The sequence below is a fragment of the Halosimplex rarum genome (assembly GCF_047715405.1).
GTDB lineage: Archaea > Halobacteriota > Halobacteria > Halobacteriales > Haloarculaceae > Halosimplex > Halosimplex rarum.
Genome location: NZ_CP180412.1, coordinates 2008566 through 2025393, shown reverse-complemented (window position 1 = coordinate 2025393; position 16828 = coordinate 2008566). Strand labels below are relative to the sequence as shown.

Annotated in this window: 14 protein-coding genes; 7 read left to right on the top strand and 7 right to left on the bottom strand. The window is 68.7% G+C overall.

The annotated features are described in order from the left end of the window. The first annotated feature begins 320 nt into the window (after positions 1-320). The 4 genes from ACMGFH_RS09940 to ACMGFH_RS09925 are packed head-to-tail and all read left to right on the top strand — an operon-like array spanning position 321 to position 6994. The gene (locus ACMGFH_RS09940; RefSeq protein ID WP_415382937.1) at positions 321-3167 is read left to right on the top strand and encodes a transglutaminase domain-containing protein; all 2847 of its coding nucleotides are present in this window, start codon (positions 321-323) and stop codon (positions 3165-3167) included. After that, entirely contained in the window at positions 3167-3886 is a 720-nt protein-coding gene (locus ACMGFH_RS09935) for a hypothetical protein (protein WP_415382936.1), read from the top strand. The genes ACMGFH_RS09940 and ACMGFH_RS09935 overlap by 1 nt, the downstream gene beginning before the upstream one ends. Then, on the top strand, positions 3883-5349 hold the full coding sequence (locus ACMGFH_RS09930; RefSeq protein ID WP_415382934.1) for a DUF58 domain-containing protein: 1467 nt from the start codon (positions 3883-3885) through the stop codon (positions 5347-5349). The genes ACMGFH_RS09935 and ACMGFH_RS09930 overlap by 4 nt, the downstream gene beginning before the upstream one ends. After that, positions 5342-6994 carry a hypothetical protein gene (locus ACMGFH_RS09925; RefSeq protein ID WP_415382933.1) on the top strand — a complete coding sequence of 551 codons (1653 nt, stop codon included), beginning with the start codon at positions 5342-5344 and terminating at the stop codon, positions 6992-6994. Before ACMGFH_RS09930 ends, ACMGFH_RS09925 begins: the two co-directional genes overlap by 8 nt. On the opposite strand, the gene ACMGFH_RS09920 is transcribed toward ACMGFH_RS09925, so the two are convergent. The 7 genes from ACMGFH_RS09920 to cofD form a co-directional block, all read right to left on the bottom strand. Then, a complete protein-coding gene (locus tag ACMGFH_RS09920) occupies positions 6947-7975 on the bottom strand; it encodes an AAA family ATPase (RefSeq protein WP_415382932.1) in 1029 nt (342 codons plus the stop codon). The genes ACMGFH_RS09925 and ACMGFH_RS09920 overlap by 48 nt on opposite strands. 139 nt (positions 7976-8114) lie before the next feature. Beyond that, positions 8115-8921: a hypothetical protein gene (locus ACMGFH_RS09915; protein ID WP_415382931.1), complete on the bottom strand. Its 807-nt coding sequence runs from the start codon at positions 8919-8921 to the stop codon at positions 8115-8117. A 29-nt stretch (positions 8922-8950) separates the two neighbouring features. After that, positions 8951-10117 carry a PKD domain-containing protein gene (locus ACMGFH_RS09910; protein WP_415382930.1) on the bottom strand — a complete coding sequence of 389 codons (1167 nt, stop codon included), beginning with the start codon at positions 10115-10117 and terminating at the stop codon, positions 8951-8953. A gap of 212 nt (positions 10118-10329) precedes the next feature. Next, positions 10330-10929, bottom strand: a complete 600-nt coding sequence (locus ACMGFH_RS09905) for a DUF447 domain-containing protein (RefSeq protein ID WP_415382929.1) — start codon at positions 10927-10929, stop codon at positions 10330-10332. Beyond that, positions 10926-11765 (bottom strand): triphosphoribosyl-dephospho-CoA synthase, encoded by an 840-nt coding sequence (locus ACMGFH_RS09900; RefSeq protein ID WP_415382928.1) that lies wholly within the window; start codon positions 11763-11765, stop codon positions 10926-10928. Before ACMGFH_RS09900 ends, ACMGFH_RS09905 begins: the two co-directional genes overlap by 4 nt. Continuing rightward, positions 11762-12625 (bottom strand): tRNA-dihydrouridine synthase, encoded by an 864-nt coding sequence (locus tag ACMGFH_RS09895; protein WP_415382927.1) that lies wholly within the window; start codon positions 12623-12625, stop codon positions 11762-11764. The genes ACMGFH_RS09900 and ACMGFH_RS09895 overlap by 4 nt, the downstream gene beginning before the upstream one ends. Next, complete coding sequence (cofD, locus tag ACMGFH_RS09890) at positions 12622-13614, bottom strand: 2-phospho-L-lactate transferase (protein ID WP_415382926.1); 993 nt, start codon at positions 13612-13614, stop codon at positions 12622-12624. Before cofD ends, ACMGFH_RS09895 begins: the two co-directional genes overlap by 4 nt. Before the next feature lie 177 nt (positions 13615-13791). Between cofD and ACMGFH_RS09885 the strand changes: the two genes are divergently transcribed. From ACMGFH_RS09885 to ACMGFH_RS09875, 3 genes are all read left to right on the top strand, one after another. Next, a complete protein-coding gene (locus ACMGFH_RS09885; protein ID WP_415382925.1) occupies positions 13792-14340 on the top strand; it encodes a protein phosphatase in 549 nt (182 codons plus the stop codon). Positions 14341-14435: 95 nt separating this feature from the next. Next, positions 14436-15659 carry an HD domain-containing protein gene (locus tag ACMGFH_RS09880; protein WP_415382924.1) on the top strand — a complete coding sequence of 408 codons (1224 nt, stop codon included), beginning with the start codon at positions 14436-14438 and terminating at the stop codon, positions 15657-15659. Between the two features lie 21 nt (positions 15660-15680). Further along, positions 15681-16715: an amidohydrolase family protein gene (locus ACMGFH_RS09875; protein ID WP_415382922.1), complete on the top strand. Its 1035-nt coding sequence runs from the start codon at positions 15681-15683 to the stop codon at positions 16713-16715. Positions 16716-16828 lie beyond the last annotated feature (113 nt).

The window sequence follows — 16828 nt, the reverse complement described above, 5'->3', positions numbered from 1 at the left end:
TCAGGGGAGAAACAGGTCGGCGGCGTCGAACTCGCGGTCGCAGTCGTCGCAGACGTAGGTCGTGCCGTCGGTCGTGCTGACGTGCCCGTCGCAGTCGGGACACTTCGATCCGTCGATCATGCCTGCGTTCGGTCACCGGGGCACAAAACCCTTGCTCCCGGCCGTGGGGCGCCTGGTCGCGAGCGTCGAACAGCCCCGTTCGACCGCGTGAGGGCGGTCCAACCACGAAGTATTTGTTCCTGGCAGGCCTCCTTTCGGTGAATGCAACGCCCGGAGTGGAACGTGACGATCCGGTTGCACACTCCGATTCTGTTCGATACATGAGCGACTCCGACGAGCGATTCGAGTTCGCCGGCGACGCGGCGGACCGCGAGTACGGGTCGGTCGCGCTGGTCGCCGGCTGTATCGTCGCGGTTATCCTCGCGACGACGCTGATCCCCGCGGCCGCCTCGGTCGGCCTCGGCGGCGCGCCGGCGGAGTCGCTGATCCCGGTGCCCCCCGGAGCGGACCAACGCTCGGGCGGCGGGAACTCCGGCGGCGGTTTCGGGACTGGTGACGGATTCGGCGCGCTGAACCTCGGCAACCGGACGTCCGTCGGCGGGTCGCTCGGGGAGAGCGACGGCAACCCGTTCCGATCGCAGAACACGGAGGTCCACTTCCAGGTCCGCAGCGAGGAGTCCGGGTACTGGCGGACGGGCGCGTACGACACCTACACGGGCGACGGCTGGTCGCAGTCGGGGACGAGCGACGCGACCGCACCGGTGGAGGGCAGACAGGTCCGTTACCGCGTGGACCTGGCGCGCCCGACGACGTCGGCGCCGGCGGTGTGGCGGCCACTGCGCGTCGACGGGCCCGACAGCCTCGAACTGACCGACGGCGGGCTGGCGCGCGCCGACGAGCCGCTGCCGGAAGGCACCAGCTACGTGGGCGTGAGTCGGAAACCGCCGCGGGACCCCGAGATGCTCCGGGCGACCGGTCGCGACTACCCGGACGCGATCGAGCGTCGCTACACGAAACTCCCGCCCAGCAGCGCGGTGTCGCTGCGACCGTTCACGAACAACGTCACCGAGGGGGCGGACACGCCGTACGAGACGGCGGTGCGGATCGAGGAGTGGCTGGAGGCGAACAAGGAGTACTCGCTGAACGTCTCGCAGCCGTCGGGCGATCACGTCGCCAGGGAGTTCGTCACGCAGATGGACGCGGGCTACTGCGAGTACTTCGCGACGGCGATGACGGCGATGCTCCGCTCGCAGGAGATCCCCGCGCGGTACGTCGTCGGCTACTCGACGGGCCAGCAGGTCGGGGCGAACACGTTCCAGGTCCGGGCGATGAACGCCCACGCGTGGGTGGAGGTCTACTTCGAGGGCGTCGGCTGGGTGCGCTTCGACCCGACGCCGGGCACGGAGCGCCTGCAGCAAGAGGAGCAGTCCTACGAGGAAAGCGGCGAACCTGGGGAGTACAGCCCGCAGGAGGAGGGGAGCCCCGGCGAGACGTTCTCGCCGGACCCCGGTCGGAACAACGGAACGGCGACCGCCACGCCGGCGGATCCCGGGGGAGACGACCGGACGGTGGTGACGCCGCAGCCGACACCGAACACGCCCGGTGGAGAGGACGACACGCCGGTCCCGAGCGATCCCGCGGACCCGTCGATGAGTGATATCGAGGTCACACTCAATCGCACGGCGGTGCCCGGGGCGGTCGTCGAGGTGTCCGTCACGGTCGGCGCTCAGCCCATCGTCGGCGCGCTGGTCGAGTTCGACGGCGAACCGATCGGCCGGACCGACAGGGGCGGGACCGTCGCCGGCCGGGTACCCTACACCGAGAATCTCTCGGTCAATGTCATCGTCGGGCGGACCGTCGACTCGGAGGCCCCGTCGGGAGCGGCGCTGTCGATGGCCGAACCGCTGTCGCTCCCGCCGCCGGACGCCGACTCCCTCGTAGCGCGTGCTCAGCCCGACAACACGACGCGTTCGTTCGACGTATCGACCGAGGCGACGCTGTCGGTGTCCGGCGACGTGGCCACCGGAGAGACCGCGCTGGTCACTGCGACGGTCGACGGCGTCCCCGTCGAGAACGCGAGGGTGACGCTGGACGGCGAGCCGGTCGCGCGGACGGACGACGGCGGCCAGGCGCGGGTTCGCCTCCCCGGGTCGCCGGGGAACGTGACGCTCGGCGTCGACAGAGATCCGGTCGCCGGCTCACAGACGCTCCGGCTCGCCGGGCTGACGGTCTCCGCCGAGCCGATCTGGCCGCTCCCGGTCGCCGGAACGCCGGTCGAGGTGTCGGCGCGTCTCGGCAACGACTCCGTCGCCGGCGCCCCGGTCCGGATCGGCGGGGAACGCGTCGGCGAGACCGGCGTCGACGGGACGCTCAGGACTCGACTACCGCTCGAATCGGCGGTGCCGATCGCGGTCGAGACGGACGGCCAGACCGCCCGGACCACCGTCTCGAACCCGATCGCGAACGCTGCGGGCGTCGTCGTGGCCGCCCTCGCCGTACTCGTCGGTGCGGCCGTCACGGTCGGTCGTCGGTCGCTCAGACCCCGGTCACTCGTTCGCAGTCTCGCGGTCCCCCTCCGGACGGCCGGTCGCCTGGCCGTTCGGGCGTTCGTCGGAGCAGCGATCGCCGCGGCGGCCCGGATCGAGCGGACGCTCGACCACCTCGCCGCGCTGGTCTCGGGCGAGCGCTCGCCGGCAGAACTGGTCCGGGCGTTCCGGTCGTGGGTCGCCGCGTGGGCGGCTCGACTCCGCCGCCCCGTCGACCGGCGAACGCCGTCGAACGGTCGCGGAACCCCCGCGGACGGCGACGGGTCAGGGTCGGCTGAGGACGACGCGGCGCACGTGACGATCCGCGAGGCCTGGGGCCGATTTCTGGGCACAGTGTCGGTGAACCGACCGTGGACGAAGACGCCGGGACAGCTGGCCGACCACGCCGTCTCCGCGGACGGCCTGCCCGCCGACGCCGTCGCGACGCTCCGCGACGAGTTCCGCGCCGTCGAGTACGGCCCCCGTTCGCCCGACGACTCGGCCCCGGCCGTCGAGGCGGCGATCGATCGGATCGAACGCGCTATCGAACCCGCCGAGTCGTCGGGAGACGCTGCGGACGCGGCCGACGGCGAAGGCGACGCTTCGGCGGCCGACGGCGACGCGGAGCGGGGTGCGGACTGATGCACGGACCGCTCCGGGCCGCGTTCGGCGTCGTCGGTGCGTTCGCGACGGGACTGGCCGTGCTCTCGGTCGGGGCGCCCGATCTCGTCGCCGAGACGGAGCCGCTGGCGACGCTGGTCGGCGCCGCCTCGGCGCTCGGACCGCGGACGCTGTTCGTCCTCGGTAGCGCGGCGGTCGGGCTGTACCTCTTCGGCGCGGTCTGGAAGTCGCCGGAGGAACGCCTCGTGGAGGGCGACCGGAGCGGGGCCGAACGGTTCGAGCGGCTCGTCACTGACGCGCCCGAGACCGTCACGGCCCCCGACCGGACGCTGGCGGCGAACGATTTCGACGCTGCCGTCGACCGAGCGGTAGACGGCGACGAGCGCGCGATGGACCAGATCCGCGACCGGATCCGCCGGCTCGCGGTCGCACGGCTGGAACGGGGCGGATGGGACGACGACTCGGCAGCCGATGCCGTCGCCACGGGCAAGTGGACTGACGACAGGATCGCGGCGGCGTTTCTCTCGGGGGCCGACGGGGTGGTTCCGTCGCTCCGGTCGCGTCTCCGGCTGTGGCTCGACCCGGCGACCGAGCGCGAGCGACGCGTCCGGCAGACGGTCGCGGCGGTCGACGCAATTGCGGAGGACGAGCGGATCGACGGGGAGACCGGCGACGATGCGGACACCGACGGAACTGCCCCCGGAGTCGAGCCGATCCGAGACGGGGGTGTCGGCGAGTGAGTCGGGAACGGGTCTACCGGTTGCGGATCGGCGCCGTCGCGGCGGCGGCGCTCGTCGCACTCGGACTGCTGTTCGCGTCGCCGCTCCTGCTCGCGTCGACGGCCGTCCCGCTCGCGTACGTCGCCTACGGTGCCCTCTCGACGGTTCCGGCGGACGCCGCGATCCGGGTCGAACGGTCGTTCTCGGACGCGACGCCGCGGCCGGGCGCGTCGGTAACGGTGGACGTCACGGTCGAAAACGTCTCTGATGGCACGCTCCCCGACGTCCGCATCGTCGACGGCGTCCCCGACGACCTGGCAGTCGTAGACGGGTCGCCGCGCCGGTGTGTCACGCTCCGGCCGGGGGAATCGGCGACGCTGACGTACGATGTCGTGGCACTGCGCGGCGAATTCGAGTTCGCCGACCCGGTCGTGCGACTGCGGCCGTTCGCGGCCGGTCGGGTCGTCACAGAGTCCGTTCCGGCGGCCGGCGACGGCACGCTCTCCTCGCTCGATCCCGTTTCGGCCGCGCCAGTCGGGTCGGCGACGCTCGCCCGGGCGGGGACACACCCGACCGACAGCGGCGGCGAGGGGCTGGAGTTCCACTCGACGCGGGAGTACAGACCGGGCGACTCGATCAGCCGGATCCACTGGCGGCGCTTCGCGAAGACGAACCAGCTGACGACCGTCTCGTACCGCGAGGAACGAGCGGTCAGGGTCGTCGTCGTGGTCGACGCCAGGCCGGTCGGCCGCGTCAGGCCACACGCTGGCGCGCCGACGGCGGCGTCGCTGACCGGCTACGCCGCCGAGCGGATCTACGAGTCCCTCGTCGACGCCGACGTGACGACGGGTGCGGCGGCGTTCGGCGTCGACGGCGCCGATCCGTCCGTCTCGACGGGCGTCGGACCGGTCCCCTGGATCGCCGGCGATCGGGACGACGCGGTGGCGCACGCTCGCGCCCTCTTCGACGCGGTCCAGCGGGTCGCCGACGACCCCGACGACGGGGGCCGCGGCGCTCGCTCGGCTACCGGTGGAACGAACGTCGAATCTCCACGAACGAACGCGAGAAGAGCCGACGCGAACGACCGGCCGGGCGGCATCGAACTATCGGGCGACGCGTCTGGAGACGAGAGCGCGACAGCGCCGGAGACGGCGACGCCGGACGGGGGCGCTGACGCGGTCCGGTATCTGCTGTCGCAGTTCCCGCCGATGGCGCACGTGGTCTTCGTGACGCCGGTGCTGGACGACTGGCCCGTGAACTTCGTCCGCCGGGTCCGCCAGCGCGAGTATCCGATCACCGTCCTCAGTCCCGGCGCGACCGGTTCAGACTCGCTCGGCGCGCGCGTCGCGAGCCACGAGCGCGACGTTCGCATGCAAGATCTCTCGGCGACGGGCGCGACGGTGGTCGACTGGGACCGTTCGGACGCGGTCGACGCTGCGCTCGCCGACGCGCTCGCGTCGTTGCCGGGGGGATCCCATGGCTGACGTGCGGTCGGAAGGCGACGCGACGACCGACGACCCCACCGCGACCGGCATCACGACCGACCCGTCGCGGGTGAGCACCGCGATCGTCGTCGTGCTGACGGTCGTCGCCGCCGGCGCGTTGATCGGACGACTCGGTCCGGCGCTCGCGGTCGCTCTCGCGCTCGCCCACGCTGTGACGTTCGCAGGGAGCCTGTGGCTGGTCAGACGGGATCGGTGGCGCGCTGGGGCGACCGCGAGCGCCGGACTGCTCGCGCTGGTCGTCGGCGCGAGCTTCGCCGCCGCCGTCGGCTACACGTTTCTGGACCTGGTCGCCGCGCTGTACCCGGTACAGTCGGTCGCCCAGATTCGCCCCCGCGGCCTCCGGGTCGCCAGCGCGACCGTCGTGGTCCTCGGCGGGACGGTCGCGATGGTCGGCGCGCTCTCGACGCTCGCCGGCGGCCTGACCACGGAGAGCGCGTGGGCTTACGCGAAGCTCGCCGTCAAGACGTTCGTCGTCCCGCTGTCGGTCGCCGCCGTGCTATTGCTCTCGACGCTGCTCGGCCGACTCGGCGGCCCGGACGAGGCTCCGATCGCCCAGCCGCTGGTAACTGCCGTCGGCGACGTCGTCGGTGCGTTCCTGGCTCCCGTCCCCGGCCGCACGCACCTACTCACGTTCTGCCTCGTCGTCGGTGCCACCGCCGTGGCGGTCGCCCGCGCTATCGACGCGCTCCCGGTCGAAGAGCTGTCGACGCCCCAGACCGACGACCGGATCGAACAGATGGCGGCCGCGCTCGAACGCACCGCTCGCCGTACGGCCCTCGCCGCGGCCGCGGTGCTACCGTTGACGCTCGTGGAGGTCGTCGTCTCGCCATCAGCGTTGCGGACCGTGCTCACGGTACCGGTGTACGGGCTCGTGGCCGGCGTGACCGCCAGTCCGCTGCTCCGCACCGCGCTCGTCGCGCTCGCGCTGCTCGCCGGCGGGGTCGCGACGGTCGTCTGGGCGCTCAAACGGTCGACTCGCACCGCGACCAGCGACGTGCTCGTCGCGTTTACGCCGTTCGTCGGGGGCGCAGTAGTCGTGGTGCTCGCGGCCGCGCTCCACGGGGTCGTCCTCTCGCCGACGCTTGCGTTCGTCGCCGACGCGCTGCCCGGTCAGTTCGCGACGGCCTTCACTCGCCAGTCGACTGCCGTCGTCGACTACTACGGTTCGCTCGCCGTCGTCATCACCGTCTCGGCTGTGCTCGTCGGCATGACAGCGGCCCTTTCGCTCGCGCTCGCGCTGGTGATGGCGATCGGAGCGCTGCCCGAGTCTGCCCCCGGACCGGCGCTCGCGGCCGCGGGGACGTTCGTCGCTGCCGGCTTCGCCGCTGGCGCCGGCGTCGGTGCACCGGTCGTTCTCGGGGGACTCGTCGCCAGCATTGTCGTCTGGGACGCCGGCGAGTTCGGCGTGACTCTCGGCCGAGAAGTCGGACGAGCGGGAGCGACTGCCACTCCCGAGGCCGTTCATCTCGCCGCCGCGCTCGCCGTCGGCACCATCGGTGCGATCGGCGCGCTGGCGATACACAGAGTCGCGGCCGGGACCGTCCTCACCGACGTGACGACGATCCCCTTCGCCATCTCAGCGGCCGTCGCCGCGCTCGTCCTGCTGGTCGCCGCGCTCCGCTGAGTCGCGGGCTCGTCGGTCCTCCGCGCCCGATTCCTCGACCGCCGGGACGGCGACGCTGTCGAGTACGTCCGCGACCACCGTGGCAGGGTCCGCGCCACGGACGCTCGCCTCCGTCGTGAGCACGAGCCGGTGAGCGAACGTCGGATAGACGACCCGCCGCACGTCGTCTGGGACCACGTACGCTCGCCCGTCGATCACCGCCGCCGCCCGGGCGGCCTCGAACAGCCGCTGTACTCCGCGCGGGGAGACGCCCACCTCCACGCGGTCGTCCTCGCGCGTCGCCCGCCCGAGTTCGACCACGTAGTCCCGCAGTTTTCCGTCCACGGAGACGGTCTCGGGAACCGACTGCAACTCCGCCACAGTCTCCCGGTCGACGACCGCCTCGACGCTGGGCGACTGCGACGTCCGGTCGGCCCGGCGGTCGATGAGCGTCCGCTCGTCGTCGAACTCCGGGTACCCCATCGCGAGTTTGAACACGAAGCGGTCGCGCTGGGCCTCGGGCAGCCCGAAAGTCCCCTCCTGCTCGATCGGGTTCTGCGTCGCGATGACGAAAAACGGGCTCGGCAGCTCGGTCGTCTCGCCGTCGACCGTCACCTGCCCCTCGCCCATCGCCTCCAGCAGCGCCGCCTGGGTCTTCGGCGGCGCGCGGTTGATCTCGTCGGCCAGCAGGAGATTCGAGAACACCGGCCCCGGAACGAACTCGAACTCGCCGGTCCCCTCGTTGTAGACGTTCGATCCGGTGATGTCCGATGGTAGCAGATCAGGCGTGAACTGGATGCGCGAGAAGGATAGGTTGAGCGCGCTGGCGAAACTCCTCGCTGTCAGCGTCTTCCCCGTTCCCGGCACGTCTTCCAGTAGCACGTGCCCCTGCGCGAGAACTCCCGTCAGGACGCTCTCCAGAAACCGCTCGTCGGCGATGACCGCTTCACCGACGGCGTCGAGTATCCGTTGACAGGTCGCTCCCGCCTCGTCGTAGTCCATGGTCGGATTCCGGGACGGTGCGACCAAATGTTTTCGGCCTCACCTATAATACATTTTTAACACCATTTGTGACAGGAATAAATAATTATTTTCATAATAACATCATGCCCCAAATGAGCCAATACTGAGTGACTTCTGTCTACTTTGAACTCTTATTAAAGTAAGTAGTGTTTCCACCTGCCCTGTCCATCTCATTTATATATTTCTCTTCTTTAACGCTCATATTTCTCATTGAGTTCCAATAGCGGTCAGTAAACTCCATGGCATTTAGATTATTTAAGTAATAGTCTCGTGCCAATGATGTATTTACGTACCAAGTTTTCGGGGGAGTGCCGGTATTATTCACTTCTGCAATTCGTAATTGGTCTGGAATCTTCCCGTCAATTTTACCGTTGTCATAGTGAGCAACCGCTTGAGTATATCCGCTTGTCACAAGAGTATTGATCTGTCTTGTTCGACGGACTTCGTTTTCTGATGGGGCACTTAGGTTCAATACCATGATCAATACTTTTCCTCTTACAACTCTCCACCCACGGATTCTCATCGGGACGTCTGTACTGATTTTGACCTCACCGTAGACTGTACTTACAAACCCACTGTACCTGTCGTTAGCGTAGGGACTTGGTGTGGAGGTCGCAGATGGGATCGCTGTAGTAGATGGCAGTGACGGCGTGCCAGTAGGTGTCGGTTTGGGGGACTGCGTGGGTGTAGGTACGGAATTATCTGTGGATTCATGAGTTTGTATTACAGGAGCGGTTGTGTTCTCAACGGGGCCCTCTGTAGATGCAGTTGAATTAGATACTGCTTGATCATTTTCCGGCTCTAACACACCACCGGACATCCATGTTAGCGCGAGAACCAATCCGATAGCAAGCACTAAACCAATCCCCAAAATAGAAATTGAGCTCACTGCGTGATGATCATTGTCCGTTTTTCTAAATGACATTGTCTAATAGAATGCTTGTATTCGGGATTTTAGAATCCACCTGGGCCATTATGGGGAACTCGGCCCGTCCGGTTCCTACTGTTGTCGCTTCCTTCAGTTTCACCTTCCTCGGAATCTTCCCCATTTGCGTTTTTATTAGTGTCAGAAGTGCCGCCATCATTATCATCACCATTATTGGCATCATCACTCCCGTCGTCACCACCGTCACTACTTTCATCATCTTCCGAATTACCGTCTGTGTTGTCGGAATCGTCGCTAAAAGGGCCACCATTGTTTCGATCTTCGGAGTCTCCTGTGTCTTCTTGATCGGTATCTTGGTTGGCATCAGCAGTAGGATTTACGTTGACTGTCTCTGCTTCTAACGCCTCCTTGTACGCTTCTTGACTGTCGAATTCGACGGTCCCATCAGTCGAGTCGAAAGACACTCCCTCGTTTTTTGCTGCGAAGTCCGCGTCCAACGTCTGTCCGCCCCACTCGGTCGTTCCGTCGTTGTCGGCGTCAGAGATGACGATCCCGTTGCTGTCGAGGGTCATGCGATCGTTGTTACAGTACGTAGCGTCGTCCCGGTTGTACTGTGAGCAACTCTCGCCATCACCGGTCCCGCTAACTTCCGCCGGGCTACCGCTCTCACTACTAATATCAGCGTCAGGGCCGTTCACAGTCACTTCTTTGGTCGCAGTACGCTGGCGGCCGAGCCTGTCGACGGCGGTCACGCTGACCGTGTAGCTGCCGGCCGCCGTGAACGCGTGTAGGAAGTCCGCGGTCGCACTCTCGCCGGCGATACTCGTCCGGTTCTGCCAGTCCCCGTCGATTCGCCAGGTCACCGCCGCGACGTCTGCGCTACCGGCCGACACCGAGGCGGTATACCCGGCGACCTCGCCGGTGTTCAACTCCTCGGGTCCCGAGAGCGTTACCGTCGGACCATCGGCTTCCTCGACGTGGACGCGGAGTGTGTCGCTACTGGTCGTGCCGTCGTCGTCGGTGACCGTCACCGTGGCGTTGTACGTCCCGATCTCCCGGGCGACGAACGACGTCCGGCCACAGGTCTGGCAGTCGGGGTGCTCGTAGTTGCCGTCCGGTGTCTCGAGCCGCCATTCGTAGCCGTCGATCTCACCGTCCGGGTCTCGCGACCCCGTCGCGTCCAGATACACGGTCGCGTTGACGGTGACGTTCTGGTCCAGTCCAGCGTCGGCCAACGGCGCCTCGGTCCCGAGATTCGCCGCTCCAGCGACTCCCGGGACGAAACTCACCACCGTTCCGGCGACGAGCGCGAAACACAGCGCCGCCGTCAGACTTCCCCGATCCCAGTCCAGCATCCTCTACTCGCTGGTGCTTCCCTCTCCGGTATAAATGTTCGTGGTCTAACACTGTCGGCTGCTCTGTCGGTACGACGGACAGGTCCGCGCAGCTACCACTCCGCGTCGACGAGGTCATCGATGCGGTCGAACGCCGTCCGCTCTCGCTCGCCGCCGCAGGTCTCGACGACGCGCTCGAAGTAATCGAGTCGCTCCAGGAGCGTTTCGGTGTCGTAGGACTCGACGCCGAGCCGAGACGCGGCGACAGTGGCTTCGACGACGGCGTAGAACCCGCGGTTCGTCGTCGGAACGACGCGCCGCTCGACGCCGCTGTCGACCGGATCGAGTCGCCAGATGAGGACGTCCGTTCCGTCTTCACTGGTCGAATCGATCCGGTCGACAGCGACCTCCGTCCACGCGTCGGCGCTGTCGAGAACCGGGGTGTCGACCTCGCGCACGGCGAGCGCGGCGTCGACGAAGTCGACGGGGTCGCGAGTGAACTGCACGTAGCCGGCGCCGCGGTCGCGGAAGTTCCGCCGGGTCCGCGTGCGGCCGTAGGTGCGCGCCGTCACGGGGTCGCCGGCGTGGAGGCCGAGCGCGGCGACGTTCCAGCGGTCGTTCGGGCCGAGCGTGGTGACCACCGACTCGACGACGCCGGAGAGGTGGACCGGCCAGTCACCGGCACCCTCGTCCGCGCTCTCGTCGACAGTCATACGTCCAGCCCTCGCTCTAGCGCGACGAACAACCCGGCCGCGACGATGTCAGCGGTCGTGCCGGGATTGATACCCTCGGCGACGAACTCGTCGGCCAGCGTCTCCGGATCGATCTCGCCGTCGAGAGCCGCACGGGCCCGTTCGCTCGTCGATTCGGCGGTCGCTCGGTCGTGTTTCGTCGCGACGAAGGTGTCGACCTCGTCGGCCAGTAGTTCGAGGAAGGCCCGTGCGGCGCGGTCGGCGACAGGACCCTCGCCCTGCTCGACAGCGTCGGCGGCCGCAAACACGCGCTCGAACCCCTCCACCCACTCGCGGGCGACGCCGTCGCGGTCGGTGGAGCGCTCCATGACGTCCCGGAGCGTGAGCCCGCGCGATTCCAGTTCGGGCACGGCGTCGCTCCCGCGGCGCACATCCAGCGGTTCCATGCCCTCCGGCGGGTCATCGACCGCCACGTCGACGGCCTCGAACGCCCGGTAGAAGTCCGCGGCGTCGGCCACGGTCGTCGCGTCGACGACCGCCGTCGCTCCCTCCGGGCTGAGCGATCGATTCTCGTCGCCCGCGGCGGCGACCAGCGGGAGTTGGAGGAGGAGGGCGCCGAACTGCGTGTTGCCGCCGCGCTGCTCGCTCATCCCCTCGATGGTCGCGAGGAACGACTCGCCGAGCGGGTCGCCGGCGGCGGCCATCTCCAGGCCCGCTCGCGCGCCGACGGCACCGGCGAGGAAGTGCTCGAAGCGCAGGTCCTCGTACTCGCGGTGGCGGTCGACGTTCCCGGGCTTCGGTGTTCCGGCGACTTCCAGCAAGAGCGCGAGTTCGGCGTTCTGAGCGGTCGTCCTCACGTGTCCGACCCCCGCGGTTCGGCGTTGGGGGCCCGCTCGGACTTCTGTTTCTCGGCGCCGTCGAACCACTCGTCGACGGCCCTGCGGACTCGCCGGAGTATCCTCGGATCGTCGCTCGGTCGGCCGAGGCTGACCGCGTCGGCGCCGTAGTCGAGGTATTCCCGGACCGTCGCCCGGTCGCGGACGCCGTTGTTAGCGACGACGAACGCGTCGGCCGCGTCGACCACGTCGGCGACGACCGCCTCGGAGTCCATCGCGTCGACGTGGAGGAGATCAGCACCGGCGTCGTCCAGGCGAGCGGCGACTGCGGGCAGGTCGACGCCTTCGAGTTCCGTGCGAACCTTCACGCTCACCGTCGCCTCCGTCTCCGCGGCCGCTCGGACGTAGGAGGCGAGTCGGTCGGGGTCGCGCAGGAGCGACTCGCCGGCGCCGGCGGCGCACATCTCGTCCTGCCGGCAGTGGGCGTTGACCTCCACGATTGCGGCGTGGTCGGCGCAGACCGCGGCGGCCTCCCCGACTGGTTCCGGCCCGCTCGCGCGAACGTTGAACGCGGGTCTGAGCGGCGAATCGGCGAGCGCGGATAGCTGCCGGTCGATGAACGCCAGGGGATCGTCGGGGAGGAACTCGTCGCGGTCGCGGTCGACGAGTGCCCGTGCAGCGTCGCGAGTCGGTTCGTCGAGCGCGATCCCTCCGAGGAAGGCACAGCCGGCGTACTCGCTCGCGGCGGTCGCCCAGTCGGCGTCGGACTGGCCGCTCAGGCTGGCGAGCGCGAGACGCGGTTCGAACGGTACGTCCCCGTGGCTGGAGCCAGTGCGGTCGTGGTGGGTGGCGCCAGTGCCGTCGTCATCGTCGAGGCTCATTCGACTGCCTCCAGCGCGTCTTCTACCGCGCGCGCGACGCGGGTCGCGTCGTCTCCGTCGTCGATCCGGGTGTCGGTGCGCACGACCGGACGGTCGAGGTCGGTCCCGTCGGCGTCGTCGAGGACGAACGCGTCGGCGAAGTGATACGCCTCGGCGACGCCGGCGGTGCTGGCCTCGTACCCCTCGGCTTCCATGAGCTCGTCGGCCGGGCCGGAGAAGACGGTGTCCTCGACGAACGGCGAGACGGCGACGACCGGCGTCTCGGCGAGCGCTTCGCGGATCCCGTCCAGCGCGAGCATCGGCCCGAGGCTCGTGATCGGATTCGACGGGCCGACGACTACGGGTTCGGAGAGCGCGTCGAGGACGGCGGGCGTCGCCGCTGCATCGTCGCTCCCCCGGAACTCGACGGACTCGATCACGGGTTCGCCACTGCGAGCGACCCAGAACTCTTGGAAGTGCATCGGTCCCTCCTCGGTGTGGACGATGGTCGCCACGGGGTCGTCGCTCATCGGCAGCAGGTCGACGGTCAGACCGAACGCGTCCGCGAGGACGCGGGTCGATTCCGTGAGCGTGCGTCCTTCGTCGATGAGGCTCGTCCGCGTGAGGTGAACGGCGCGGTCGGCGTCGCCGATGAGCATGAACTCGCCGACGCCCGAGAACCGGCGCCAGCGGGCGATCCGTCGGCCCGCGGTCTGGCGGTCGTCGGGGAGATATCTGGGTCCCGATTCGAACCCGGCCGCCTCGGCGAGCGAGACGAGCTTCTCGTGGGTCGTCGCAGTGTCATCAGCGATTCCCCACCAGGTCTCGCGGTCGAGGCGATCGCCGCGGAGGTAGAGGACGGTGTCGACGTCCGGGCAGACGAGGTGGCCGCCGAGCTCCACGTCGTCGCCGGTGTTGCCGACGACGGCGGTCTCGCTCGGCTCGAACACGGCGTCGGCGCCCGACAGGAGCTTCGGTGTGCCCGTCCCGCCGGACAGAAACGTCACCATACCCCGCCGTAGGGGTGACCCCGGGCTAAAGCTTTGCGTCCGCGGCAGCGACTCCGGACCGCAGCGCAGTCTGGAATCGCCACACTGCACCGGCTCGTCACTCCGGGTCCATTGTCAGACGTGAGAATTGCACCTCTAGACTCAAGGGGGGTCGTCGAGTGATCCGACCAGGATCCGATGCCAGACGTTCACAACCGAGAATCGGGTGCAGACGCACACCGATTCGCCCCCGCTGCACCGGACGAGGAGCACGTCTACGGTGCGTGCAGCCCGGACTGGCACAGCGCCGCCGGTCACGCTCAGGCCCTCGCCGACTGGATCGCCGTCGTCCGCGCTCACGACGTCGAGCGCGTCTGCAGCCTCCAGCCCGGCCCCGAGTCCGCCGACGACTGCGACGACGGCTACGTCGACGCGTTCGGCGACGGCAGGGTACTCCACGCGCCCGTCCCGGACGGCCGCCTCGTCGAGCCCGCCCTCCTCGACAGAGAACTGCTGCCCTTCTTCGATGAGGCCGTCGCGGACGACGAACGGGTCGTCGTCCACTGCCTCGACGGGATCGGCCGCACCGGCCAAGTGCTCGCGGCGTGGCTCGCCCACGACCGCGGCTACGAACCCGAACGCGCCATCGAGACCGTCGAGGTGACGGGCCGCAAGCCCCGCGAGCCCGTTCGCAGGGGCAACGCGACCGAGCAGGAACTGTACGACCTGCTCGCTACCTTCGCCTGACCGCCGGCCCCGGCGTCGTGTTCGGTGACGGCAGGCTCCCCAGCCCCGACAGCGGATGCTGACCCTTATGTCGGGAGCCGCGTAATTTCGACGCAATGACGACGATCAAGGACAGCGTCCACGACCACATCGCGGTCGAGGGCGTCGCGGCGGATCTGTTGGACACGCCGCCCGTCCAGCGGTTGCGTCGGATCAAGCAACTCGGAACCGTCACCTACGTCTATCCCTCCGCCAACCACACCCGCTTCGAGCACTCGCTCGGCGTCTACCACCTCGCGACCGAGGCGCTGTCGCACCTCGGGATCGAGGGCCAGCAGGCCGAGCGCGTCCGGGCCGCGGCGATGCTTCACGACGTCGGCCACGCCCCCTACAGCCACAACATCGAGGACGTCGTCCACCGCCGCACCGGGAAGTACCACGACGACGTCGGCGACCTCCTCGGGAGCGGCCCGGTCGCGCGTGTGTTGACCGACCACGGGCTGAACCCCGACAGCGTCGCCGACCTGGTCGCCGGCGACGGCGAACTCGGCCAGATCGTCTCGGGCGAACTCGACGTCGACCGGATGGACTACCTCGTCAGGGACGCCCACCACACCGGCGTCTCCTACGGCACGATCGACGCCGAGCGGCTCGTCCGGGCGCTCCGGTTCGTCGACGGCGACCTCGTCCTCGACGAGGGGAACGTACAGGCCGCCGAGAGCCTCCTCCTCTCGCGGGCGCTGATGAACCCGACCGTCTACAGCCACCACGTCTCCCGCATCGCCAAGGCGATGCTACGCCGCGGGACCCAGCGCCTGCTCGCGCACACCGAGATCGACGGCGAGGAACTGCGGCGGATGGACGACTACGGGCTCCGGGTGGCCCTCCGCGAGTGCGAGGCGACCGCGGCGTTCGCCCACCGCCTCGACCGCCGCGACCTGTACAAACGGGCTGTCTGGGCGGAGATGGAGGCCGTCCCGGAGTCGCTTATCGACGCGGACCACGAGGATATCCGCGAGCACGAGCGGACGGTGGCCGACGCGGCGAACGTCGACCCCGACGCGGTGATCCTCGACGTGCCGCCCCGGCCGTCGATGCGGGAGTCGAGCAGCCGCGTGCTCGTCAACGGCCAGGTGCGCCGGCTGAGCGAGCAGTCGACGCTCGTCAGCGCGCTCCGGGCGGCCCAGCACGACCAGTGGCGACTCGGCGTGTACGCCCCCGACGAGACCGCCGAACGCGTCGGCAACGCGGCCGTCCGCGCGCTCGGTCTCGACCTCGAAGATACGAGGGTTCGCGACGTGCGCCCGGGTGTCCACGCGACCCTCGACGACTTTAACTGACGCCAGCGGAGTCTCACTGTAATGACCGACTCCACGACGTTCGCCGGCACCGTCCTGCGCGGCCGCGAGTTCGACCCCGTCGAGGGACGCGTCGTCGTCGAGGACGGCGAGATCACCGCTATCGAGGAGGAGTCCACCCACAGCGACGACGTCATCCTGCCCGCGTTCGTCAACGCGCACACGCACATCGGCGACTCCATCGCCAAGGAGGCCGGCGGCGGCCTCTCGCTCGAAGAACTCGTCGCCCCGCCGGACGGCCTGAAACACCGCCTGCTCCGGCAGGCCGGCCAGCGGGAGAAAGTCGAGGCGATGCGTCGGTCCCTGCAGTTCATGGTCGACTCGGGGACCGCGGCCTGCATCGAGTTCCGCGAGGGCGGCGTCGACGGCGTCGAAGCGTTCGATCGGGCCGCCCACGGCCTGGACATCGACCCGGTCGTCCTCGGACGCGAGACGGTCGACGCGATGGAGGCCAGCGACGGGTTCGGCGCAAGCGGTGCGAACGACGCCGACTTCAGCCGCGAGCGCAACGCGACCGCCCGCGCCGGGAAGCTGTTCGGCATCCACGCCGGCGAGGTCGACGCCTCGGACATCAACCCGGCACTGGACCTCGACCCGGACTTCCTCGTCCACATGGTCCACGCCGAGGAACTCCACCTCGACCGCGTCGCCGACAGCGAGATCCCCGTCGCGGTCTGCCCGCGCTCGAACCTCGTCACCGACGTCGGCTTCCCGCCGATCGCCGACCTGCTCGAACGGACGACGGTCGCGCTCGGAACGGACAACGTCTTCCTCAACAGCCCCTCCATGTTCCGCGAGATGGAGTTCACCGCGAAGATCGCCGACGTGAGCGCCCGCGAGGTCCTGCGGATGGCGACCGTCAACGGCGCCGAGATCGCCGGGCTGAACTGCGGACTGGTCGAACCCGGCCGGGACGCGAAACTGCTCGTCCTCGACGGCGACTCCGACAACCTCTCGGGCGCGAAAGACCCCGTCCGCGCGGCGGTGCGACGGGCCGGCGTCGCGGACGTCTCCGAGGTGTACCTGTCCGGCCGGTGAGTACCGGGCCGGTCTCCGTCCCGTCATTAAGCGTCAGGCGGCACACGCCCGAGTACCGAGGTCGGCCGCCTTGGAGATACAGGCCCGCCGTTGAACGGGAATCGGGCCCAATT